Raw genomic sequence first — 23,959 nt, forward strand, 5'->3', positions numbered from 1 at the left:
GCTCTATCCCTGGGAGAGATCGCCGTCCATAGCGGACTGCAAAACCCCCTCAAGCTTCCCGGCGATCTGCTCGGCGAGCTGCGCGAGCTCCTCCTTCGAATACCCGCTGATGTCGGTCTCCTCCTTCTTTGGGAGCTCTGCCGTACTCTTGTCCGTCGATTGAATCCTGAGCTCTGCCCCGCTCAGCGGAAGAGAAAGGGACTCCAGGCCGTCCAGGCTGAAGGTGTGCAGGCTGCTTCCCTTCTCCCCCTCCTCTACTCTTAAGCTTAAATCCAGATCATCCATGCCCCGAAGCTCGTAATCCCCGTACGGGAGGAAGACGGAGTGCTTTCCGCTGTCAAAATCATAGACAAGAGCCGTCCGGGGCGGGACCCCGGGTCCCTCCAGACTGATCTTTCCCTCATAGTTCTTTCCCTTCACGCGGTAGCTGTTCTCCAATACGACAGTACCGGAGGTATCACTTCTGCTCAGGCACTCTGTGGTCTTTCCGTCTCCATCCTTCCCTCTCTCATAGCTCAGGCTCCCGCTCTTTGATTCGATCCGGATGAGTCTGACCTTTCCCTTCTCCGTTGCGACAACCCAGCTCAGATCCTCACTCTCCAGCTCCTTCGAGTACTCATCCGCCTTCTCCCGGATCTCGTCCGCGCCGTCCCGGATCATCCTCTCAATATCCTTGTCACTCTTTTTCTGTCCCGTAAAGCCAAGCATATTCTCCTGGTTCATCTTCTTCAGGAAGTCGCTGAGCTCCTCATCATCCTCCATCTTATCCGCAAGCTCCCGGAGCATCGTCCTCATCTCCTCCGCATCCGGGCGGAAGGTATAGACCTTTCCCTTAAAATGCTCTCCCAGTCTCTCCAGACTGACCTCCTCCCGGCTGAGCTTCAGATTCTTTTTGTTGATCATAGAAGTGACAAGATCAAAATACCGGTTATAGATCTTCAGAGCCTCTTTCCGATTCTCCTTCACCTTCTTCTCGTCCGGAAGCTCGATCTCCTCGTCCGTCATATTCTGGTAGAGCGTCTTAAGATCGGCGACATAATAATTCTCATCCGCATCCGGAAGATAGAATCCGACCTTCCCCTTTTCACTATCATAGCTTGTGAAAAGCTTCAGGATATCAGAGCCCATGTAATTCAGCCTTAAATCAAAGAGCGTCCTCTTCTCCGATGTATCGAGCTTCATGACAACGGAGGAATCCTCGAGCTGCTGATTGATCTCATCCGCTACAGCGCTTCCATCGACGGAAGCCGTAATCGTAAGATCCGTGGAAAAATCCCTGTCGATGTCAAAAAAGCCAAGCTTCCGAAGCCCCTCGGACTTTTCCAGGAAGAGCTGCTTTTGGAGGTTTACAAACTGCTTCTTCGCGCCACCGCCGCCCCGGAACAGAGTATTCGCGCCAAAGGCGAAGAAGGCGATCAGGAAAATGCCGATGATGGCGAGGAGGCCGATCAGGAGGAGATTTATGCCCTTCTTCTTCGGCTCCTCCACAGTGTAGTGATATCCCTCCTCCGGCCTGCTCTGAGGATTCCACGCTCCGGAGGACACGGTCCCCTGCAGCTCTCCGGCGATGCTCCCCCCGCTTGTCACTATAGCGGAGCTGCTCTCCTCCTTCGATCCTTCCTCACTGCCTCTTTCGGAAGAAGTGCTCTCATTTCCTGTCACCAGAGTGAAAGTACCCTCTTCGGAAGAAGCACTCTCTTCGCCTGTCACGGGAGCGGAAACGCTCTCCTCTTCCGATCCTGCCTCAGCATCCTTTTCGGAAGAAGTGCTCTCTTCGCCTGTCACGGGAGCAGCAGCGCTCTCCTTCTCGGAGGCAGCGCCCTCTCCGCTTACCAGCGGAGCGGAAACGCTCTCCTCTTCCGATCCTGCCTCAGCATCCCTTTCGGAAGAAGCGCTCTCTTCGCCTGTCATGGGAGCAGCAGCGCTCTCCTTTTCCACTATCTCCCCGCTCTCCTTCTCGGAGGCAGCGCTCTCCCCGCCTGCAAGCGGAGCAGACGCGCTCTCCTTTTCCGTTCTCTCCTCAGCGCCCTTTTCCGAAGAATCGCTCTCCCCGCCTGCCAGAGAAGCGGAAATGCTCTCCTTTTCGGAGGCAATGCTCCCTTCGCTTGTCAGCGGAGCGGAAGTGCTCTCCTCTCCCTTGCTCCTCTCTTCAGAAGCAGGGAGCGCCGCATTCCCCGAAGACGCAGGAAGCTTCTCCCCGCAATAAGGGCAGAACTTCGCACCCATCTTCATTTCTTTTCCACAATTTGGACAAAAACTCATACTCCTCCCTTCTGATTCGATCCCTGGAGATCCGAAATCGCCCCTGACAGGCCGTTTCATTGCATCCAGTGTACCACAGCTCTACGGCTCTGTACACAGAATTCCCGTATCCCGCCCCTGTCCTGGCTTCTGCCTCAGGAAACGCGAACCGAGCGCAGGCGGGAAGCTCAGCTCCTCCAAAGCCCCTTCTCCCGGATATAGCAAAGGACGCTTTCCGGCACCAGGCCGGAGATGTCCTCCCCCCTTCGGACCATCTCCCGGATCCTGCTGCTGGAGGTCTCCGTTTCCTCCATAGAAAGGAGGTGAATTCTCGCGCCGTACCTTCCCCTCAGGTACTCCGCCTGCTCCGAAAGACTTCTCTCCCTCCTCCCGTAATCCCGCCTCGCCGCGGCGATCTCCGAAAGACGAAAGAGAAGGGAAGGCTCATGCCAGTTCTCAAGCTCGTAGAGCTGATCCGCCCCGATGATCAGCGTGAAGCTCTCCCCCGGGCAGCGCTCCCGGAGGATTCGAAGCGTATCCACAGTATAGCTGGGGCCCTCCCTCTCCCCCTCCATGAGGGAAAGACGGAAGTCCCGGCGTCCGCGGATCGCAAGCCTCGTCATTTCCGCGCGGATCTCGAAGGGGCTGATGTCCTTATGCTTATGGAGATAGGGATGCGCGGCCGGAAGAAAACAGATCTCCGAAAGTCCGAGCTCCTTGAGTGCGCAGTCCGCGAGGCGAAGATGCGCATTGTGAATCGGATCAAAGCTTCCTCCGAGGATGCCCGTCCCTCTTCTCCCCTCCTCAGCTTCTCCCTGTTCCAGCCTCATACTTTCTGTTCTTCTCCTCCTTCGCAGGCTTATACAGCACGATCTTTCTCCCGATCAGCTGCACAATTTCGGAATGAGAGCGCTCTGCCAGCGTCTCCGCGAGCTCCATCGGATCATCCTCACAGTTTTTCAGAATCTGGATCTTGATCAGCTCATTCTTTTCGATATTTTCGGAGAGCGACTGGAGAAATTCCGCAGTCAGCGAATTTTTTCCGATTGAAAGAGCCGGGGACAATCCCATCGCGGCACTCTTTAAAAGCGCCCGGTGCTTGCTGCTTTTGATATATTTCATTCCTCCTCCTTCTCGGATGCGGGGAAATCATCCCCCTCGCTGTCCAGATATTCAAACTCGTGCCCGTAGATCCGGATACTGTCCCCTTCCTTGAGTCCCATCCGCTTCAGTCTCTTGATGATTCCCTGCTCCTCCATAAAGCGCTGGAAGAAGGCAAAGCCCTTCTCGGACTCCAGATTGGTATAGCCGAGCATCTTCTCGATCTTCGGGCCCTCCACCGTGAAAAATCCCGGCTTCGGATTTCCATACTCCAGCGGGAGCAGCTCCTCATTTCCGATCGAAGAGAGGTCAAACTCACTCTCATAGACCCTTCTCTCTCTTCCGGCCCTCTCAAGAAGCCTCCAGGCCGCCTCCAGGAGCTCCCCGATCCCGGTATTCGCCGCCGCGGAGATCGGCAAGACCTCCATCCGATCCCCGTATTTTTCCCTGAGGATATCGAGGCGCTCCCTCTCCTCCTCCGCCGAGAGGAGATCGACCTTATTCGCCGCGATCAGCATGGGGCGCTTAAGGAGATGCTCATCATAGCTTCTCAGCTCCCTCCGAAGCGTCTCGATATCCGCTGCGGGATCCCTCCCCTCCGTGCCGGCGAGATCCACGACATGGATCAAGACACGGCAGCGCTCAATATGCCGGAGAAACTGATATCCGAGGCCGACTCCCTCCGAAGCTCCCTCGATGAGCCCGGGGATATCCGCCATCACAAAGCTTCTGTCCCCTCTAAGTCCGACGACGCCAAGCTGCGGCGTGAGCGTCGTGAAATGATAATTCGCGATCTCGGGCCGGGCATTGGAGCACATGGAAAGGAGAGAGGACTTCCCCGCATTGGGAAAACCCAAAAGCCCCACATCCGCGATCACGCGAAGCTCAAGCCGCAGCCAAAGCTCCCGCGAATCCTGCCCCGGCTGCGCATATTTCGGAGCCTGCATGGCGGGCGTCGCAAAATGCATATTGCCGAGTCCGCCCTTCCCGCCTCTTAAGAGAAGAAGTCTCCTGTTTTCCCCGCTCATATCCGCGATGATCTTTCCCGACTCATCCTCTCGAAGTATCGTCCCCTCCGGGACGCGGATCACGAGATCTCTCCCGCTCCTCCCGTGCATCCTCTTTCCTCCGCCCTCCCGGCCGGGCTCTGCGGTATATTTCCTTTTATGCCGGAAATCCTCCAGCGTATTGAGGCCGGAATCCACCTCAAATATGATGTCTCCGCCCTTTCCGCCATCTCCCCCGTCGGGCCCGCCGGCGGGCACATAGAGCTCTCTCCGAAAGGAAACATGGCCGTCCCCTCCCTTTCCGCTCTTTACAAAAATTTTCGCAGTATCGGCAAACATTTTTCCTCCCTGGGATCCGCTTAATCCGCCCTCTCCCGCCTTACATTGCAAACCGCGCAGCATAGCGCAACACCACGCTGCAAAGAGCTCCCGTGCCGCCGGCAAGCTTGCCTCGCATTTCGCCGCTCGACGGGGATTAAGATTATCACTAACAGAAAAGACCCCACGCCGGAAAAACCGGCATGGGGCCGCAGAATCAGGTCCTAGCTTGCTTCCTTCGGAAGAACGGAAACCTGCTTCCGGTCTCTCCCGAGTCTTCCGAATCTGACGACTCCGTCGACCTTTGCGAAAAGCGTAAAATCGTTTCCAAGACCGACATTCTGTCCCGGATGAATTCTGGTTCCATTCTGCCTGTAGAGCACATTGCCCGCCTTGACGAACTGGCCGTCCGCTCTCTTTGCACCAAGTCTCTTCGAATTCGAATCTCTACCGTTTTTGGTAGAGCCCATACCCTTATGATGAGCCATATTCCCTTCCCTCCATCTGGAAACCGATCAGGCGATCGAATCGATCTTCACCTCTGTGAAGAGCTGCCTGTGTCCGTTCTTCTTGTGATAACCGGTCTTTCTCTTATAGCGGTAGACGACGATCTTCTTTCCCTTGCCGTTCTTTGTCACGGTCCCGGAGACCTTGGCGCCTTCCACATAGGGCTTTCCGAGCTTCAGGCTGCCGTCGTTCAATAAAAGCACCTGATCGAAGCTGATCTTCTCTCCTTCTTCGACCTCAAGCTTTTCCACGCGGATCACGTCGCCTTCGCTGACCTTGTACTGCTTTCCGCCGGTAAGAATCACTGCGTACATTCCGAGGGTACCTCCTGTTCTTCTCTCGCTAGCTTTGGTGAGACCCCGTGTCTGCTTGAACCTCGCTAAGCGGCATACCGTTATAACATAGCAACGATCCCCTTCTCTGTCAATCCCTTTCTGAAATTTTAGTTCCCGCTCTATCCTGAAGCTTATTTCCACTCCGAGAGGGTCCGGCGGATTTTAGTCCTTCACAAAATTTCACTTATCGGGCTGCAGCATTCCGCCCTGCCGTTTCTCTGGCTTAGTCCACGAGCCTTCGGTAGTAGGGATAGTTCGCGCTGACCTCTCCGACGGAGACATTGTTTCCCGTGGAATTTTCATGTATCGCGATCATATTGCCGTTCTTGCTCCACTCCAGGAACATGACAACATGGCTGTCTGCCCCGGTCCGGATGATGATGTCCCCGGGCATGAGATCCGAGCGGTTGATCTTTGTCCCCATCCCGACAAGCTCTGAGGTGCTGGAGACACGATTTAGATCCATGCCGAGCGCTGTCCAGTAGACCCACTGCACCCAGCCGGAGCAGTCCAGCCCCCGGAGAATTCTCCCGCGGTAATCGGCTCCGACCGGAGCGCCGAAGTGATTCCCCTCAAAGCCCTGGCAGGAGGCCTTGCCCCCCCAGTAATAGGGGATCTTCCCGACAGAATCGAGAGCCGTCCTGATCAAAGCTTTCCTCCTGTCACTCACCGTATCCGGAAGCTTGGAGAGATAGGAGGAGATCTCCTCCCCGGTGAGCGGCGCCTTCGGATCAAGGGTGGAGATGCTGAGCCCATAGCTTTGATACCAGTCCTCCGCGATCATTTTCTCCGCGGCGCCGATCTCCTCCTCGCTCCAGCCCTGCCAGGCGGGAGAAGCGTTTTCCCGGTCCGACTTTTCCATCGCGTCATCTGCGGAAATATCAATGCTCCTGAGGCCGTTCTTATCGGAGAAGCCGCGTATGGTCACGCTCACATAGAGATCCACATGGCCCGGACAGTAGTTTTTGCTGTTCGGATCATCCGTCGCCGGCGTTTCACTCTTTGCCCCGGAGGAAGTGCGCTCGCTCTCCGGCGCCTTCCTGCTCTCCGCCCCTCTTGCGCTCTCCGCCTGTTTGGAGCCCTCTGTCTGCTTTGTACTTTCCGTCTGCTTCGAGCTCTCTGTCTGCTTTGTGCTCTCTGTCTGCTTCGAGCCCTCCTCCTGCTTTGTGCTCTCCGTCTGCCTCGCGCTTTCTGTCTGCTTTGCGCTTTCTGTCTGCTTTGCGCTCTCCGTCTGCCTTGTGCTCTCTGTCTGCTTCGAGCCTTCCTCCTGCTTTGTGCTCTCCGAGCTCTGGGTCTGACTCTCCGCCATAAGGCGGACCTTCGACTCTTTCCCTCTTTTCCCCTCCCCGCTGCAGAGAAGAGAGCGGGCCTTCGGAAGACCTCCCCGCGCGGAGAGTCTCACGGCCCCGCCCATGCCAAGCACCATGACATCATTTTCTGTCGTCCCTGACTTCCCGGCTCCGGAGCTTGCGCTCTCTGTCTTTGCGGCGGAGCTGGATGGCTTCGCGGCGGAGGAGCTCTCTGCCTTTGACGATGGAGAGGAAGAGGAAGAGCTCTCCGCTCCGTTCCCCCCATCCTTTGCGGCGCTTTGAGAGCGGCTCTCGGAATTCAGTTTCCCCGTGCTTTCGGGAGAAGCTGCGGAGGAGGTACCGCTTCCGCTCCCGGACTCCGAGCTCGATTTCATATCTCCCGACTGCGCGCTCTCCGATCCTGCAGCGGAGGAGGAGCCTCCGTTATTCGGGAGGAAGTGGATCGATCTTCGCCCCTCCGCATCCGTCTCTCCGAACTGAACTCTGTACTCCTGTCCGTCCTTCGAGATAATCTCCTCGGAGCCAAGCGTCGGCCTGCTCTGGGAATCCGAAGTGGACTCATACTCCGACGCCTCCCCCGATTCGGACTGCGCTCCGGAGACTCCCTCTGCCCTCTCCGTCGCGTTCCTGAGCTTCTTCCTCTCCTCCGCATCCCTCGCGGCATCCTGCTCGGCTTCCTCCCCCTCCTCTTTGGCGGAGCGGTGGATGCAGCCCTTGTCATAGTATACTGCCCCGATGGATACCTTGTAGGAGCGCGACTTCTCATAGAGCTCATTGCAGATTCTCTCAAAGCTCTGATAATCCCGGTAATCGTGCTGGTAGCAGTAGACACTCGCAAGGGCCATGATATCCTTCACATTGGAGAATTCATTCACCCGGTTCCCGTCTCCGTCATAAAAGCTGAAATTCACATTCTTAAAATTCGGCACAAACCAGCTGTCCGGCTTATCCCGGTTCTGCCCTGCCGTCGGATTGTATTTTCCGAGCACCCTTCCGCTTGGGATGGAGAGCCGCTTTGCCATGTTGAGCGGACTGATGCCGGCGAGCTCATAGATCTCCGCAATATAGCGGGAATCCTCGGTCATAAGCTTTCGGTAGACCTTCCCCGCATAGGAGTTCAGAACATCCGACTGATCCGCCCCCTCCGGGTAGAGATAGGCGAGATTCAGCTTGTCCATCGCGGCCTGAAAGCCGGGGTCCTCCGGGGCGGGCTCTCCCGCCGTCTCCTCCGCGGCCGAGCTCTCCGGCGGAAGCTCTGCCTCCCCCTCCGAGGAAAACGAAGGGGATGCGGGGGAAGCGGAAATCGGCGGATAGGCCCTGGAAAAAAGGCCGGAGAGAAGCCCGAAGGCACTCATCAGAGCCGCCATCGTCCTCTGACTTCGAAGAATGCGCCAAAGCTTTTCCCCCTTATTCCACTTTCCCAGACTCATGACATCCTCCTGAGCTTTTGCAAGAGCTCCTCAAAATAAGCCGGATATTCCGAATCAAATTCCATATATTTTCCGCTCACAGGATGGACGAAGCCGAGCAGCTTCGCATGGAGACACTGTCCCTCCAGGCGGAAGGGGCAGTGCCTCGGGCCATAGACCTCGTCCCCCAGCACAGGATGCCCTATGCTCGCCATGTGAACGCGGATCTGATGCGTTCTTCCCGTCTCCAGGCGGCATTCGACCAGTGTGTATTCCGAAAAGCGCTCCAGCACCCTGTAATGCGTCACGGCTTCTCGCCCTCTCTCCCAGTCGATCGCCTGCTTCTTCCGATCCCTCCGGCTCCGCCCGATCGGGGCATCCACCTTCCCTTCATCCTCCCGCATTCTCCCGCATAGAATCGCATGGTAGCGCCTCGTGATCGTATGCTCCTTGAGCTGCTCCGCCAGGGCGCGGTGCGCTCTGTCCTTCTTGCATACCAGGAGAAGTCCCGTCGTATCCCTGTCGATCCGGTGAACGATCCCGGGACGAAGCACGCCGTTGATGGAGGAAAGCTCCGGACCCGGGCGCCCGAGCAGTGCATTGACCAGTGTCCCGCCGCTGTGTCCCGGCGCGGGGTGCACCACCATTCCCTTTGGCTTATTGACGAGCAAGAGCTCGCTGTCCTCATAGACAATGTCCAGGGGAATCTCCTCTGCTCGGATCTCCGTCGGCTTTTCCTCCGGGAAGCAGATGGAGATCTGCTCTCCCCCGCGCAGCCTCTTGGACGGCTTTTCGGCCTGCCCGTCCAGGAGCACTCTTCCCTCCCCGATCAGGCGCTCCGCATAGCTTCTGCTCAGAGAAAGCTCCGGGCGTTTGGAAAGATAGCGGTCCAGCCGCTCCCCGGCGCACTCCGCCTCCACCCTGATGCTTTCCGTCCCCGTCATTTTCCCCCTTTCTTTCTTCTCAGAAAATGAAAGTCCTCATCTCTGTAGACGAAAAGGAAGAGATAGATCATGAGCGCGCAGCCGCTCGTGACGTAGATGTCCGCGACATTAAAGACCGGGAAATTGATCGGCATGAAATAGATGAAATCGACCACATATCCGTTTCTCATGCGGTCGATAAAGTTTCCGATGGCTCCGGAAAAGATGAGGAGGGAGCTCAGAAATAGAGGAAAATAACGTCTTTTTTCGGGAAGACGCCGAATCAGGCAGACAATCACAGAGAGCACCAGGACGGTGATGATGAAAAAAAGCATCCTCTGACCGCTCAGGACGCCGAAAGCCGCCCCCTCATTCTGCACATAGAGAAGCTCCAGCACATGCGGGAGAATCGGGATCTCTCTCCCGGAAGAAAGGCTGCTTTTCGCAAGTCCCTTCGTGAGCTGATCCAGTGCGATCAAAAGAAGCGCCATGAGGGAAAAAGAAATTCCCTTTTTCTTTAAAAGCATGCTTTTCCTTTCTTAAAGACGAGTTTTTCCGGGAATGCCTCAGAGAGAGGATCCCTCTCCCATCAAAGAGAGAAGGGCTTCCCTCATTCTCTCTTCGCTGAGTCCGTTCTCAATATAGGCTTCCCCGATCCGGAGAAGCAGTATGAAGCGAATCCTTCCCCCGTCCATCTTCTTGTCCTTTTTTACGGAGGAGAGGATCTCTCCGATATCCATCCTGCGGAGCTTGACGGAAAGCCCGACCGCCTCCATCCAGTCCATAAGCTCTCTCTCCTCCTCCGGGCTCAGGGCAGCGGAGATCCTCTCCGCAAGGAGAGATCCGAAGGCGACGCACTGCCCGTGGCTGTACTGAAAGTCAGAGCAGCTCTCGATCGCATGTCCCAGGGTATGCCCGAAATTAAGGAGCCTTCGGATGCCTTCCTCCCTGGGGTCCTCCTCCACGATCTCCTTCTTGATGCGGTCGCTCCGGTAGACGGTCTCCGCCAGGATCTCTTCGTCCCGGAGGAGGATCCCCTCTCTCTCCCGGATCAAAAAGTCATAATAATCCCGGTCCCGGATCAAAGCGTGCTTCATGACCTCTCCAAGCCCGGAGGCGTACTGCCTTTCATCCAGACTCCGGAGGACAGACATCGGACTGTAGACGAGGGAGGGCATATGGAAGGCCCCCACCATATTTTTATAGCCCCGGAAGTCCACTCCCGTCTTCCCGCCGATCGCGGAATCCACCTGGGCGAGCAGCGTCGTCGGGATCTGGAGAAAGCGGATCCCTCTCAGATAGGTCGCCGCGGCAAAGCCCGTGATATCCCCGACGACTCCGCCGCCGAGCGCGAGAAAGAAGTCTCCCCGCTCTATGCCGTCCTCCACCGCCCTCTCGTAGATTCTCGATACGGCAGAAAGCGTCTTATTCTCCTCCCCGGCGGGAAGAACCAGGCTGTCCAATGCAGGGAAGCACTCCCTTAAGAGGGATAAAAGCTCCGAAAGATAGAGGGGCGCGACATTCTCATCCGTCACGATGACGGCCTTCCTCCCCTCCGGGGAGAGCGGACGAAGCGCCTCCCAAAGGGCCGAAAAGTCCTTCTCGATCCAGATCTCGTAGCTCTTTTTTCCTCCACAGCACAGCTCCAGCTTTCTCATGGAAACCCCCGGAATTGAAAAAGGCATACCCCAAAGGATACGCCTCTGCCTGACTAAGTTTAGTTCCTGCCTTATCCTCGGACGTTCAGATCAGCGTTCCCGGACGAGAGCATGTTCTGGAAGTCTCCGGACAGCTCTACATTCTGCGGGGTAGCGATGAAGATGAAGTTGGAAATCTTTTGCAAGTTTCCGTTGAGTGCGTAGGATGCGCCGGAAGTAAAATCGATGATCCTCTGGGCAAGCTCCAGATCCAGCTGTTCCATATTGAGCACTACAGCGGTGCCCTCCAGAAGATAATCGCAGATCTCACTGGAATCCTCCATGGACTTCGGCTTGATCATGGTCACTTCCATATAGGGCTCCGTGTCCTCCGGCTGATTCTTCCTGCCTCCGCCGAAAAAACCGCCGAAACCACCGCCCCCCCTGCCGCTTCCGCCTCCGCCGCCGTAGGAGCTCCCATCCTGAGGATCATCATAGAACTGACCCTCTTCATCGTCAAAATAATTACCATCGTCCTGAGCGGCATCCTCCTGGGGCATCTTGAACGCCTTCATCACGTTGCTAAAAAAACTCATACTCTGTTCTCCAAGTTTATCGGGAGGATCTCCCCTCCGTTTTTATTTTTCGGATGAGGACTATCTCTCACCCCCGCTTCCTCATCTTGGCAGGATCGGTAGTAGTGAAACCTATTCTAAACCATTTGAGCGTCTTGTCAAGTCGCGGAAATGCCGCTTTCCTGGCTTTTCCGGAAAAATACGAAAATCGAACAAAAATCGTAAGAAGCGCTTTTCGCTCAATACACAAGCTGTCCATCTTTCACGAGGGAAGCATTTAAAATAATGTGATCATAGACGGAAACGCTATTTTCCATATTCGCCTCGGCGATCAAATAGTCCGTCCCGCTCTCCAGAGGAATGATCTGCCGAAAGATGCAGTAGCCCTTATTGATATTGTAGACTCCCTGAAGGACCTTGGTCTTTGCGACAGTGAGACTTTGCTTTCCGTCGCTCCTGGAAAGCAGATCTCCCTGCTTGATCCCGTCCTTTTCCGCGTCCCCGCCTGTCCTCAGATAGCAAAACTGTTCATCGCTCACCGCCGGCTCCTCCGCGACAAACTGCGCAGTATTCTGTCCGTTTACCTGGCCGATCTTAAGGAAGCCGTCCTCCCCCTTCTCATTCTGCACCAGGTAGTCCTTCGGGATCTGGTAAAATTCCTGATCCACCACGGCGCTCAGAGGGATCTTCAGCCCCCGGTTCTCGCTGGATACGATGCGGAAATTCAGGAAGCGTTCGTTGAGGAAGTCCTCCATCAGCTCGCTCATCTTCACCCTGCCGTAGACCCGAGAATCGGCTCCCGTAAAGAGAGTGAGATCTGCGCTGGTCTCCAGCTCCTTCCCCGGGAAAAAGAGCTTCACCCTTTTTTGATCCTGATAGCGGGTCCTCTGCTCCTCCGTGAGCGGAAAGACGATGCTCCAGTCCGAGCTTGTGACGAGGCGGCAGGCCGCCTTCGAGCGGTCCAGCTGCAGGAGAGCCCCGGGCTTAATGAAGTACTCCTCATAGCCCGCCTTCTGAAAGAGCTCCTCCCGTATGTCCCCCTCCCGCAGTCCCTCGTAGCCGTCGACGCTGTAGGAGACGACACCGGCCGCCGGGGCCTTCCCCCGAATCAGACGGATTCCGAGCTCCTCCAGCTTGCTGTCCAGCTCCTTTTCCTCCCCCAGTCCGGAGTAGCGGAGCGCCGCGGTGTCCAGAGAGTTCTTGATCTCGTAGAGAGAGGAGAAGCGCTGATTCTGAAAATGCGCGGAAAAGGCGGAGAGGCGGGACTGGAGATCCTCCAGCTGCTCGCTGCTCAGATTGCTGCCGAGCTCCGGGTGCTCTCCGAGGTATTTCGTGAACTCCCCGGTATCATCGATTCCGAAGATCTCGTCCCCGACTCCCACTCTCCTCCCCTCCTGGGCGAAAAAGTGGATATGCCCTCCCCCCGGGGCATCGACGGTCTGCTCCTCCCGGAGTATGATGCCGCTAAAGCCGTTCTCCTGGACGATGCTCCCCTCCTTCACCTCATAAAAGCTGATCCTGTTTCCCCGGAGCATGCCATAGGCGCTAAAAATAATGTAGAGAAAGATGATCAGAAAGATCACTGTCCCTACATTAGGTTGAAAGCGGCGTTTTCTGTTTTCCTCAAATACCTGCTTTTCAGGGGCCATCTTAAAAATCAGAGAGAAACCGCAACATTCTTCTTCAGGCTCTCAGGGAGCTCATCGATGCCCATGGAGATACTGATCACAAAGGTGAGCTTGTACTTCTCGCCGAGCGCTTCAAGCTTCGCGATACAGCCGGAGATGTCCCTCCCCTCCAGTCCGGAGAGCTTCAGGAAGCTGTCGAGGAACATATACTCAAGATCATGGTCCTGGGAGATAATGCCGCTGATGAATCCGATGAAAGCGTCCTCGGAGTCCACAGGGAATTCATTGACATTGATAAGACGGATTCTGTTGTTCAGCTCATACATGTGCTGGGCGGATTTGTCCAGGAAATCCACATTTCCGCCGGCCTCCTTCACCACCGTATTGGCGCGGTCCAACAGCTGCTTCGTCTTGCCCTTGCCTCTTTGTCCTACAATTAACTGTACCATGATACTACCTCCTCCTGATGGCCATCCTTGTATGGATCTCGGAATCAAGCCTTCCGAAATTCCCTCTCATAAATCATATAATACGGAAGAAGCGATTTCAAGCAATTTTCCGCACCGCCTCCAAGCTCCTCCTCTAGGCCGGGATTCTTTTCAGGAGCTTCGTCATATCACTGTAGAGCTCATCCTTGGAGTCGTCCTTCATCACGACGGAGATATACTCCTTCTGCGTGCTGATCCTCTCCGTGTCCATCGTGAGACAGTAGCCCGCCTTCTTCGTGGTCCCCGTCTTTCCCCCCAGGACCTTGAGATCCTCCGGCGTCTCCCTCTCCCCCGTCATGAACTGGTTGGAGCCCTTCCAGATCTGGGTCTTCGGGACATTGTTTTTATCCCTGTAGTTCACGGTATAGCTCGTGCTCCCCACAATCTTCCGAAACTCCTCGTACTTCATCGCCTCGGCGAGAAGGAGATAGATGTCGTAAGCTGTCGTATAATGATCATCGCTCGGAAGGCCGTTCGGATTCACAAAATGGGTCCCCGTGAGGCCGAGGCGGAGAGCCGTCTCATTCATCTTTTTCACGAAGGCCTCCACCGAGCCGGCGCTCGCCTCTGCGACCGCTACCGCCGCGTCATTCCCGGAGGGCAGGAGCATTCCGTAGAGAAGATCCTCGATCCGCAGCCGGTCCCCGACCTTTAAAAGTGCGGAGGAAGAGCCCTCGTCCCGGATCATCGAGCGCTGCGTCACCGTGAACTCCTGGTTTAAGTCCTGCACGGTCTCCAGACAGACCAGGGCCGTCATGACCTTGGTGATACTCGCCTGGTAGGTCCTCGCGTAGGGATTTCGGTAGGCCAGAGGCTCCGGCTTCTCCTTCGTCGAATAATCCGCCAGCAAAAATGCCGGGGAGCTGAGCTCCTCCGCGTTAAAGTCCGTATTCCCCATGACTGCGAGAGAATTCGCGAAGGGCTTCGCCCGGACCCCCTCTCCGGAACCGCTCTGGGCGTTCATCCTCTGCTCCGCCTGCTCAAAGCTGTAGGCCTTTTCCAGCTTCCTCCCGCAGGCAGATCCCAAAAAAACCACAAAAATCAGAGGCAGAAAAACTGAAAGCCTCCTCCACTTGCCGCCGTATAAAATTGATTTCATCCCGATTCAGTCCTATCGATCAGATATTCCTCCACTCCAGATCCCCTCTCTCGAGAGCGTGGATCAGAAGCTCCGCCGTCGCGAGATTCGTCGCGATCGGGATATTGTAGATGTCACAGAGCCGCACGATATGGCTTACCTCCGGCTCATGTTCCTTTACATGGAGCGGATCCCGGAGAAAGATCACCATGTCGAGATTCCCCTGCTCGATCTGGGAGGCCAGCTGCCTCGCTCCCCCCGTCTCCCCCGGGAGAAACTTGTGGAGCTTCAGGTTCGTGACCTCCTCCACCAAAATCCCCGTCGTTCCCGTGGCATAGAGCTCGTGCTTACTCAAAATCCCTCGATATGCGATGCAGAAGTTCTGCATGAGTTTTTTCTTGGAATCGTGTGCTATCAGTCCTACGTTCATCTTTCACCCCTCCTATCATGTTTTTCGTTGTAAGGCGACATTCAAGACTATCCCAAGACCCAGGTAAACTGAGAGAAGGGAGCTTACTCCCCTGGAAAAAAACGGCAGGGTAATGCCGGTGTTGGGAAAGAGACCGGTTGCAACCGCGATGTTAGTATATGTCTGAAAACCGATCCATGCCATGACGCCCACGCAGATCAGGCGCCCGCTCAGATTTTTAGCCTTTGATGCTATTATAAGACATTCCAGCACAATCAACAAGAAGAATATGATAATTATTACGGAACCTCGGAAGCCGAGCTCTTCTCCGATCACGGCAAAGATAAAATCATTGTCTTGTTCTGATAAAAAATCGCCATTTTTCACAGAAAAGATGGAATGATTGAAAAGACCCTTCCCCTTCAAAAGTCCGGAGCCGATGGCCATGATCGAGTTCTGCTGCTGGTTATATCCCTGCTGGTTCTCCGAAGGATTCATAAAGGTCAGGATGCGCTCCGCCTGATAGCCGCGGAGGAGGGGGATTTTGTCGTAGAGTCCAGATCGGAAAAGATAGTAGAGAAGGAGGCCGAACAAAAGCGAAACGATGAGCACCCCCGCGATCCAGCGGATATGGATCGGAGAGGCAAAAACCATGCAGGCCACGATGACCGTCATGATGATCGTCGTGGAGAGATTCGGCTGTAAAAGCACCAGTGACGCCGGGATGAGAAAGTAGAGAAAGGCAAGGGCCAGGACGTGCGGAAAGTTGATCTCATCCTTCATCTTCTGAAAATAATCCGCAAAAAAGAGGATGAGCCCTACCTTGACAAATTCCGCCGGCTGGACCTGACCAAGCACCGGCACCCTCACCCACCTCGTCGCGCCGTGTCCCGCGGCGGTGCCGTAGATCTTCACGCCGATCAAAAGCAGGACGCAGAAGATATAGATGAATTTCGAGCGCTGCGTGATCTTTCGGTAATCCACGAGAGAGAGCCCGATGCACATCGCAAGCCCCGCGAAGGCTCCCATGATCTGCCGGGCCACCTGCGGATCCTGAAAGCTGTCCGCATTGATTGCCGAGCGGACCACGAAGACGCCGGTGACATTCAAAATGATCATGTAAAGGATCAGCCGGAAATCATAATTTCTGAAATCATAGTCAAATTTCATTCGTATTCTGCTCCTTGTCTGGCTGCCGCACAGGGATGTAACTTGCCTGCCGCATGCCGATGGGAATCCGCACATAAATGTGCTTCTTCCCCTCGGCGCGCTCTCTTACTCTCAGACCCTTCCGCGATGAAGCCGCGGATTGCTCCGCACCATTGGCGCTCCCGCAATCCGCACCGGGGATTCGGATATCGCTTCGCTCCTTCTCTCGCTCCGCTTCTTTCCTCATCCCCGTTTGCCTGCCGCATGCCGATGGGAATCCGCACATAAATGTGCTTCTTCCCCTCGGCGCGCGGCAGGGCTTAATCGCTGACGTTTACGGAGGAGATGGAGGAGGCGTCTTGCGCGAGGATCTGGTCCATCGTGGTTTTTCCGAAGCAGTAGTCGTAGACCATGTTTGCGAGGTTTGCCGCGTTTCCCGAGGAGTAGCCGTAGGGGATCGTGACCGTGACGCTGATCTGCGGGTCCTCATATGGCGCATAGGAGACGAATACGGCGTGGTTTCCGCGATCCTCTCTCTCCTGTGCGGTACCGGTCTTTCCGGCTACCGTGATGTTCTGCCCCATAAATACATTTTTCGCGACGCCGTCCGTGATGACCTCCCTCAGTCCCCTGTGCACCGCGCTCCAGGTATTCTGGCTGATGCTGAGCCGGTCCAGAAGCTCAGGCTCCACCTTCTGGACCGAATCTCCGGAGGGGGACTGGACTCTGTCGATGATGGAGAGCCGGAAGAGAAGGCCCCCGTTTGCGACCGCCGTGATATAGCGGGACAGCTGCGCATTATTGAAGGCATGGTTACCCTGTCCCATCGCGGAACGCTCCGGGTCGTAGTCGGAAATCCTGGGCTCCGCCTCATCGAGCTCAAGCCCTGTCTTTCGGTCCAGGCCGAAGAGGCTCGCATACTTTTGGATCCGGCTCATGCCGAGGTCGGAGTCGTAGTTCCCCGAGCTGTCCGTCGCAAGCCTGTGCCCGAGATCCGCGAAGAAGAAGTTGCAGGAATTCTTGATGCCGTCCACGAGCGTCTCATTTCCGTGGTGCGAGGGGTAGATCCAGCAGCGGATATTCGGTGTCACGAGATCATACTTTCCGGTACAGTCGATCACCGTGGAAAGATCTATGACCTTCTCCTCCAAGGACGCGACCGATGTGATCGGCTTAAAGGAGGAGCCGGGCGCAAGCTGTGTCTGTGTCGAGCAGTTGAGAAGAGGCAGGGAGAGGTCCTCATTGCACTTCTTCAGGTATTCCGGATCGGAGATCCGGTTATTGTCAAAGCCGGGATAGGTGACGAGCGCCCGGACCTTTCCCGTCCTCACATCCGTCACGACGACGGAGCCGTAGCAGGGGTCCAGAGCCAGCTGCGCCGGAGTGATCTGCAGCCTTTTGATCTTGTCGATCAAAAAGCTGTAGGCAAAGTGCGGATCTCCCGCCGCAAGCTGCTGATAGGCCGCGTCGTCCTCCGCGAGCACTCCCTGCTCGAACATCGCCATCAAAAGGAGATTTCCGGGGATCCTCCGGTTCGCGATGGCGTATTTATAGAGGAGCTTGTCAAAGTCCGGGTCCTCCCTGAGATGCTCCGCAATCTTTTTCGTAAAAAGGGAGAAGATGCTCTCCGTGTCGGAATACTCCGCCGAGAGCTCAAGCTTTGAGGTATCGATCCAGGATTCCTCGATCCCGTTCAGGATGAAGTTATGGAGGGAGATCCGGTCCTCCTTCCATGCGCTGTAGCTCTGCGACTGCCGGTAATGCGGGTTCTCCGGGTCAATGATGCCGGAGTCCGAGCTGCACAGATAGTCATAGATGTATACGATATAGGCCTGCATATCCTGGGGGAGCTCCGAGAGCGTGCCGGCCCTCCCGTCCGCAAGCTGTGCCTCGATGGCGGAAAGAACCTGCTCCTTATTCTCCCGGAAGCGGCTGATGATCTGCTGCTCCGCCATCCCCGCATCATCCGCCGTGAAATGCTCCCTGTGCAGGACATTGTTGTTGATCAGCTGAAAATACGCATCCCGGAGCGGGATCATGATCTGCGACTGCTTCACATTTCTCGTATCGACATTATCGCTCTCCGAGATCTTCGAGCTCAGGATACCGGCGAGCTCCTGCTCTAAGAGGTGGTAGATCGAGATCTGATCATTTGCGGAGATCGTCGTATAGATATCATTTCCGGACTTGGCGTCGGTCTCCGATACGATCTGAAGGATGGAGCCGACGGAATTGAGATACATCTCCCGCTTTCCCTTCTTCCCCTTCAGAACATTCTCCTCGCTTTTCTCGAGCCCCCATACCCCGACGATGTCGTTCGCCGCATAGTCCGGGTCCTGCTTCCGAAGCTCCGCAAGCTGACTCTCCTGGAGCTGTCCGGTGTAACCGACGATATGGGAGAGGTAGGGGGCGTAATTATACTTCCGGACCGCGACATTCTCGATATCCACCCCGAGAAGCGATCCCTTCGATTCCAGGATCTCGGCCATGCATTCCCGGGAAACGTTTTCCGCGATTGTCGTCTTCATATAGCGCTGATAGGCGGTGAGCCGCATCGTATAGATGATTCCGATCATATCAAGGGCCGTCTGCTTCGAAAGCTCAATCCCCTTCCCCTTTTCATCCCGGAGCTTATCGAACTGGTAGAGCTGCTTCGACTTTTGAAAAAGCTGCTCCGCCGTCATATTGAGATCCGCCTCCGTCAGATTCTCGGCCTTCTTCCTCGTGATATTCGCGATCAGCTGCCTCTTGTCGGAGTCCCCCGAGGTACCAAATTCCAGGACGCCGTCAGAAGCGAGCTTCAGCTTGTACTGGCTCTTCACAGAGTACTTGTACTTCTCGATGATCTCCGCCAGGCGGTAGAGCATGAGATTTCTCCGATTGATCCCCTCCGAGCCTCTTCCGTAGCTTCCGTTGTCCTCGATCGTGATATTGTACTGGATTTCATTGTAGGCGAGGAGCTTTCCGTCCTTGTCATAGATATTCCCGCGGGTTCCGACCGTGGTCACGGTCCTGAGCGTCTTATCCTGATACTTCGCGAGGAATTCCTCCCCGTGAATGATCTGAAGCTGAAAAAGCTGTATGGTGAGGATGTAAAACAGCGCGGCAAAAACAAGTGCCAGCGCAAAAAGCCGGGAGACCAGGATTCTCCCCGCCGCTTCCTTCAGGAGTCCCCATATTTCTTTAAGCATTCTCTCTCCTTAATCTGCCATCCTTCGGTTTGCCGAGAAGAAGAAACGGTACAGAAAGACCGTCACGATCAGGGAAAATACGGTCGATGGAAAAATAATGTGTGCAAAGTAGTAGGGAAGGTCCAGCCTCGCCCGGACCAAAAAGCGAAAGGTATAGATGTAGATGTGATAGATCAGCTCGCTGAAGACACAGAGGAAGATCGGAAGCGTCAGATATTCTTCGTAGTAAAAGCGATTGAAGAAGCCGTTGAAATATCCGATCAGAAGAAAGATAAAGCTGTAGAAGCCAAAGGGCCCCGAGTAGAACATATCCATCAAAAGCCCCGCGAAGAGCCCATAGAGCATCCCCGGCAGATTCCCGTGCAAAAAGCCGAAGGAAAAGGTAAGCACCAGGAGAAGGTTGGGGCTTTCCGCGAGAAAGGGGATCAGAGGAAAGACGCTGGTCTGGATCAAAAAGGCAAAAATCAAAGAGAGTGCATGGATCAGAAGACGCACTCTCCTGTTCTTCAGTTTTTTGGAAAATTTTCCCTTCAATCGAATCGTCTCTCCCATCTCCTTCCGAACGGGCGCCCCCTTATGCCTTATTGCGGGGCAGAGCTCTCCGCGCTCTCCCCGGACGAAGTCTCGCTGCCCTCCGAGCTGCTGCTCTCCGGCAGACTCCCCGCCTCTACGACAGGGACATTTTCTCCCTCTGCCGCGGAGCTTCCCGCGCTGCTCTCCGGATTCGTCTCGGACAGTGCCGCCGGCTCTGCCCCCGAGCTGTCCTTTGTCTGAAACTGGTCGGACTTCACATCGGTGATCACGAGGACCGCACTCAGATCGTTGAAATCCGCCGCGGGGATGAGATAGCCGTTTTTCATCAGGCGCTTCTCATCCTCCTCGATCCCGATTGCATAGCCCACCAGAATCCCGGGCATGAACTTCGAGGAGATGTTCGAGGTGACGATGCGGTCCCCGTCCTGGATGACCGCGTCCTTCTTCATATTGGTGATCCGAAGCCTCCCCTCCTCATAGAGCTTCAGGTCTCCGGCTACGATGCAGTTGTCGCTGGTCTGGATTCCCATACAGGAGACGCGGGATTCATCGTCGATGATGGAGCGGACGGTGGCATAATTTAAGCCCACATCCGTCACGATTCCGACGAGTCCCCCGTTGGCCATGACATTCTGATCCACGCGGATGCCGTCCCGGGAGCCCTTATCGATTCGAAAGACCTGAAACCAGTTCTCCGAGTCCTTCGCGATGACCCGCGCCGCCACCTTGTGATACTGGAGGTAGTTCTGATCCAGAGAATAGAGCTCTCGGAGCTTCTTCAGCTCCTCGGAGTTTTGCTTCAGAACATTGTTCTCCTCCGTCAATACATCGATCTTCTCCTGAAGGGACTTGTTCTGCTCCTCCTGCTCCTTAAGGCTCTTTCGCTCCCGGAGCTGATCGTAAATCCCGAAGCCGACGCGGTTCACCCCCTCCTGCAGGGGAACCAGGACATAGCCTATCGTGTTCCGGATCGGATTCATGAGGCCGTCCTTTACGGAGGAGAGGACGATCATCATGACACAGAATACGCTCAAAACGATAAAGACATATTTACTCTTTCGGTTTTCCACTAAATCCCGCCCTGCTCCTTAAAGCTGTAATATGCATTGTCTCCCATGATGATGTGATCGATCAGGGGGATGCCGAGGCACTGTCCCAGGCGGAAGAGCTCCGCGGTAAAGCTCCGATCCTCCTCGGAGGGTTCCGGGACGCCGCTTGGGTGATTGTGGACCATAATGATGGAGACTCCGCCGTTTCGAAGCGCCTCCCGGAAGATATCCCTGGGAGAAATCGCGCTGCTGCTGCAGGTCCCCCGCGAAAGCTGCACATCTCGGATGAGCTGCAGCTGATTATCCAGGTAAAGGATGTGGATGACCTCGTGGTCCAGATAGCGGAGATCCTCCTTGAAGTAGTCGTAGACATCCCTCCCCCGGTGAAAGGAGAGCCTTCTGACCCGCATCTTCCGGTTCCAGATGCGGCGCGCGATCTCCCCCACTGCGGAGAGCTCCGCGGCCTTAGAGACCCCGATGCCGCGCAGCTTTCTGAGCTCCGCCGGATCGAGATGTGTCAGCGCGACCAGTCCGTCGAAGTTCTCCTCCCTCGAGAGGAGCTCCTCCGAAAGCTCGAGCACGGACTTCTCTTTCGTCCCGGTTCGGAGCAAAACAGCCAGAAGCTCTGCGTCCGTGAGAGACGATGCGCCCTCGCGGATACACTTTTCCCTGGGGAGCTCTTCCGGACTCTGCTCTCTCATAAGCCTGAAATTTTTCATTTTCTCTCCCGTCCGGACGGAGGGGAGCCTACAGTCTTATTATTTTAGCATAGGGCCTAAAGCTTCACAAGTCCCTTCTCCCAGAGCTTCTGAACGGACAGGATAATGCCGAACTTTGCGTGAGGCCAGGTGAGGCCGCCCTGGAAGTAGACATTGTAGGGCTCCTTCATCGGGGCATCCGCGGAGAGCTCGATGCTGGAGCCCTGGATGAAGGCCCCCGCCGCCATGATGACCGGTGCATCATAGCCCGGCATCTCCCACGGCTCCGGCGTCACAAAGGAATCCACCGGGGATGCGGCCTGAATCCCCTGGCAGAAGGCGAGAACCGCCTCCGGGCTTCCGAGCCGGATCGCCTGTATGATATCGTTTCTCCCGGACTCCGCCCTTGGGTGACAAGGAAAGCCCAGCCTTTCATAGAGGGAGGCTGCGAAGATCGCCGCTTTCTCCGCCGAGGCCGTAATGGACGGGGCGAGGAAGATGCCCTGAAAGAAGGCGCGGTTTAAGCCAAGAGACGGCCCAACCTCCTTCCCGAGCCCCGGGGCGCTGAGTCGGACCGCGCAGTTTTCGATGCAGTCCTTCGTCCCCGCGATATAGCCGCCGACCGGCGCAAGTCCCCCGCCGGGATTTTTGATGAGGGAGCCGACAAGCATGTCCGCTCCGTACTCGCTCGGCTCCTCCCGGCAGACAAACTCCCCATAGCAATTATCCACAAGGCAGAGGAGATCCGGCTTGACGGATTTTAGGAAGCGGATCAGCTCCCCGATCTTCTCGGGGCTCAGGCTCTCCCTGGAGGAGTAGCCCTTTGAGCGCTGGATCTCGGCGAGCCTGGTCCGCTCGTGGATCGCCGATCGAATCTCCTCATAGCGAAAGCTCCCGTCCGGATTCAGCGGGACCTCCCGGTAGCTGATCCCAAACTCCGATAAAGAGCCCCTGGACTTCCGGATCCCGATCACCTCCTCCAGAGTATCATAGGGCTTCCCGACGGGAGAGAGGATCTCATCCCCCGGCCGTAGATTCGCCTGAAGCGAGAGCGCAAGGGCATGGGTCCCGCAGATGATCTGGGATCTCACAAGGGCATCCTCCGTCCCGAAGATCCCGGCATAGGTCTTCTCCAGAGCATCCCTCCCGATGTCGGAGTAGCCGTAGCCGTTCGTCCCCATGAGGTGCGCCTCGGCCACACCGGCGTCCTGCATCGCCTTCAGCACCTTCAGCTGATTGAACTCCGCGATCTCGTCGATCGCGAGAAATCTCTCGGAGAGCGAGTCGAGAACCGGTCTCGAAAATTCATAGACCTCTCTCCCTATCCCCAGTGCTCGGTACATCGTTTGATTATCCATTCCGTGATCTTCCCCTTCTCTTCGCCAAATTTCGAGATCTCGATCCACTCCGCCGCCTTCTCCCTCCGAAACCAGGTGAGCTGCCGCTTCGCATACTTCCTCGAATTCCTCTTGATCTCGGAGACCGCCTCCTCCAGACTCCCCTCCCCGGAGAGGAAAGAAGTGAGCTCGCGGTAGCCGATCCCCTGCATAGCCGGATCGCTCCGCCTGCACCCCGAGAGGAGGAGCCCCTTCACCTCCTCCAAAAGGCCCCGATTCATCATCTCATCGACCCTCTCATCGATCCTCTCATAGAGCTTCTCCCTCTCCCTTGTCAGGACGAAATAGAGCGCGTCGTACTGCGCCCTTCTCCCCCGCTCCTCTTCATTGTGGCGGGAAATCGGAAAATGATGGAGCTCAAAAAATTCGAGCGCCCGGATCAGGCGCTTCACATTGTGGGGGTGAATCTTCCGGCAGGACTCCGGATCCAGCTCCCTGAGTCTTTCGTAAAGTCTCTCTCTCCCCTCCTCGCTCTCCGATTCTCTTTCGAGGCGCTCCCGGATCCTCTCCTTCTCCGATTCTCTTTCCTCCCGAAAGTCGATCCCGTAGAGCAGAGCCTGAATGTAGAATCCGGCGCCGCCGACAAGGATCGGGAGATGTCCCCGACGATAAATCCCGTCGATCGCCTCCTCCGCCATCTCCTGAAAGCGGGGGGCATCGCAGCGCTCTGAGGGATCGAGCACATCGATCAGATGATGCGGCACCCCTCCCCGCTCCTCTTCTCCTGCCTTTGCGGAGCCGATGTCGAGCCCCCGGTAGAGCTGCACGGAGTCCGCGGAAACGCACTCTCCAAAAAGCCTCCGGGAAAGCTCCACGGAGACCGCGGTCTTCCCCACCGCGGTCGGCCCGGAGATGATGATGAGAGGGCGCTTTGCCTCCTTCCAAGACATAGATTCTCCTCCTGAAATCCCCGATCAGACGCTGCCTTTTCGGACCTCTCCCTGGGATTCTCTCGAATTCTCCTTTGACTTTTCC

Annotated in this window: 21 protein-coding genes and 1 pseudogene; all 22 read right to left on the reverse strand. The window is 56.1% G+C overall.

Translation table 11 applies throughout. The features are described 5' to 3' along the window. Positions 1-3 precede the first annotated feature (3 nt). The 22 genes and pseudogenes from GCWU000341_RS05630 to miaA all read right to left on the reverse strand — a co-directional run bounded on the left by GCWU000341_RS05630 (position 4) and on the right by miaA (position 23,874). Positions 4-2,322: a zinc ribbon domain-containing protein gene (locus GCWU000341_RS05630; RefSeq protein WP_081443155.1), complete on the reverse strand. Its 2,319-nt coding sequence runs from the start codon at positions 2,320-2,322 to the stop codon at positions 4-6. A 107-nt stretch (positions 2,323-2,429) separates the two neighbouring features. Further along, on the reverse strand, positions 2,430-3,071 hold the full coding sequence (gene nadD, locus GCWU000341_RS05635) for a nicotinate-nucleotide adenylyltransferase (RefSeq protein ID WP_009214849.1): 642 nt from the start codon (positions 3,069-3,071) through the stop codon (positions 2,430-2,432). After that, the gene (locus GCWU000341_RS05640; protein WP_009214850.1) at positions 3,046-3,363 is read right to left on the reverse strand and encodes a YhbY family RNA-binding protein; all 318 of its coding nucleotides are present in this window, start codon (positions 3,361-3,363) and stop codon (positions 3,046-3,048) included. The genes nadD and GCWU000341_RS05640 overlap by 26 nt, the downstream gene beginning before the upstream one ends. Continuing rightward, positions 3,360-4,688, reverse strand: coding sequence for a GTPase ObgE (gene obgE / locus GCWU000341_RS05645; RefSeq protein WP_040653498.1), 1,329 nt, complete (start codon positions 4,686-4,688; stop codon positions 3,360-3,362). The genes GCWU000341_RS05640 and obgE overlap by 4 nt, the downstream gene beginning before the upstream one ends. A gap of 203 nt (positions 4,689-4,891) precedes the next feature. After that, complete coding sequence (gene rpmA, locus GCWU000341_RS05650) at positions 4,892-5,155, reverse strand: 50S ribosomal protein L27 (RefSeq protein WP_009214852.1); 264 nt, start codon at positions 5,153-5,155, stop codon at positions 4,892-4,894. Between the two features lie 27 nt (positions 5,156-5,182). Continuing rightward, positions 5,183-5,488: a 50S ribosomal protein L21 gene (gene rplU, locus GCWU000341_RS05655; RefSeq protein ID WP_040653500.1), complete on the reverse strand. Its 306-nt coding sequence runs from the start codon at positions 5,486-5,488 to the stop codon at positions 5,183-5,185. A gap of 244 nt (positions 5,489-5,732) precedes the next feature. After that, entirely contained in the window at positions 5,733-8,249 is a 2,517-nt protein-coding gene (locus tag GCWU000341_RS12615) for a C40 family peptidase (protein ID WP_009214854.1), read from the reverse strand. Beyond that, on the reverse strand, positions 8,246-9,172 hold the full coding sequence (locus GCWU000341_RS05670) for an RluA family pseudouridine synthase (protein ID WP_009214855.1): 927 nt from the start codon (positions 9,170-9,172) through the stop codon (positions 8,246-8,248). Before GCWU000341_RS05670 ends, GCWU000341_RS12615 begins: the two co-directional genes overlap by 4 nt. After that, a complete protein-coding gene (lspA, locus tag GCWU000341_RS05675) occupies positions 9,169-9,678 on the reverse strand; it encodes a signal peptidase II (protein ID WP_009214856.1) in 510 nt (169 codons plus the stop codon). The genes GCWU000341_RS05670 and lspA overlap by 4 nt, the downstream gene beginning before the upstream one ends. A 39-nt stretch (positions 9,679-9,717) precedes the next feature. After that, positions 9,718-10,809, reverse strand: coding sequence for a 3-dehydroquinate synthase (aroB, locus tag GCWU000341_RS05680; RefSeq protein WP_009214857.1), 1,092 nt, complete (start codon positions 10,807-10,809; stop codon positions 9,718-9,720). Between the two features lie 71 nt (positions 10,810-10,880). Further along, complete coding sequence (locus GCWU000341_RS13750; protein ID WP_009214858.1) at positions 10,881-11,384, reverse strand: cell division protein SepF; 504 nt, start codon at positions 11,382-11,384, stop codon at positions 10,881-10,883. Between the two features lie 218 nt (positions 11,385-11,602). After that, positions 11,603-13,012 carry an HlyD family efflux transporter periplasmic adaptor subunit gene (locus GCWU000341_RS05690; RefSeq protein WP_009214859.1) on the reverse strand — a complete coding sequence of 470 codons (1,410 nt, stop codon included), beginning with the start codon at positions 13,010-13,012 and terminating at the stop codon, positions 11,603-11,605. Between the two features lie 8 nt (positions 13,013-13,020). Further along, positions 13,021-13,440, reverse strand: a complete 420-nt coding sequence (locus tag GCWU000341_RS05695) for a hypothetical protein (RefSeq protein WP_009214860.1) — start codon at positions 13,438-13,440, stop codon at positions 13,021-13,023. Positions 13,441-13,573: 133 nt separating this feature from the next. Then, positions 13,574-14,578 carry a D-alanyl-D-alanine carboxypeptidase family protein gene (locus GCWU000341_RS05700; protein WP_009214862.1) on the reverse strand — a complete coding sequence of 335 codons (1,005 nt, stop codon included), beginning with the start codon at positions 14,576-14,578 and terminating at the stop codon, positions 13,574-13,576. Between the two features lie 19 nt (positions 14,579-14,597). Beyond that, a complete protein-coding gene (gene mgsA / locus GCWU000341_RS05705) occupies positions 14,598-14,987 on the reverse strand; it encodes a methylglyoxal synthase (protein ID WP_009214863.1) in 390 nt (129 codons plus the stop codon). Positions 14,988-15,002: 15 nt separating this feature from the next. Further along, on the reverse strand, positions 15,003-16,136 hold the full coding sequence (locus GCWU000341_RS05710; RefSeq protein WP_009214864.1) for an FtsW/RodA/SpoVE family cell cycle protein: 1,134 nt from the start codon (positions 16,134-16,136) through the stop codon (positions 15,003-15,005). A 299-nt stretch (positions 16,137-16,435) separates the two neighbouring features. After that, on the reverse strand, positions 16,436-19,306 hold the full coding sequence (locus GCWU000341_RS05720) for a penicillin-binding transpeptidase domain-containing protein (RefSeq protein ID WP_009214866.1): 2,871 nt from the start codon (positions 19,304-19,306) through the stop codon (positions 16,436-16,438). A gap of 9 nt (positions 19,307-19,315) precedes the next feature. Next, positions 19,316-19,858: a rod shape-determining protein MreD gene (mreD, locus tag GCWU000341_RS05725; RefSeq protein ID WP_009214867.1), complete on the reverse strand. Its 543-nt coding sequence runs from the start codon at positions 19,856-19,858 to the stop codon at positions 19,316-19,318. A 233-nt stretch (positions 19,859-20,091) separates the two neighbouring features. Then, positions 20,092-20,910: pseudogene (gene mreC, locus GCWU000341_RS05730) on the reverse strand (rod shape-determining protein MreC); the annotation flags it as partial. Next, a complete protein-coding gene (radC, locus tag GCWU000341_RS05735; RefSeq protein ID WP_009214869.1) occupies positions 20,910-21,608 on the reverse strand; it encodes a RadC family protein in 699 nt (232 codons plus the stop codon). The gene radC and the pseudogene mreC, both read right to left, overlap by 1 nt. A 56-nt stretch (positions 21,609-21,664) precedes the next feature. Then, positions 21,665-22,945 carry a methionine gamma-lyase family protein gene (locus GCWU000341_RS05740; protein ID WP_040653502.1) on the reverse strand — a complete coding sequence of 427 codons (1,281 nt, stop codon included), beginning with the start codon at positions 22,943-22,945 and terminating at the stop codon, positions 21,665-21,667. Next, on the reverse strand, positions 22,909-23,874 hold the full coding sequence (miaA, locus tag GCWU000341_RS05745) for a tRNA (adenosine(37)-N6)-dimethylallyltransferase MiaA (protein ID WP_009214871.1): 966 nt from the start codon (positions 23,872-23,874) through the stop codon (positions 22,909-22,911). The genes GCWU000341_RS05740 and miaA overlap by 37 nt, the downstream gene beginning before the upstream one ends. Positions 23,875-23,959 lie beyond the last annotated feature (85 nt).

The sequence above is a fragment of the Oribacterium sp. oral taxon 078 str. F0262 genome (assembly GCF_000160135.1).
Taxonomy (GTDB): domain Bacteria; phylum Bacillota; class Clostridia; order Lachnospirales; family Lachnospiraceae; genus Oribacterium.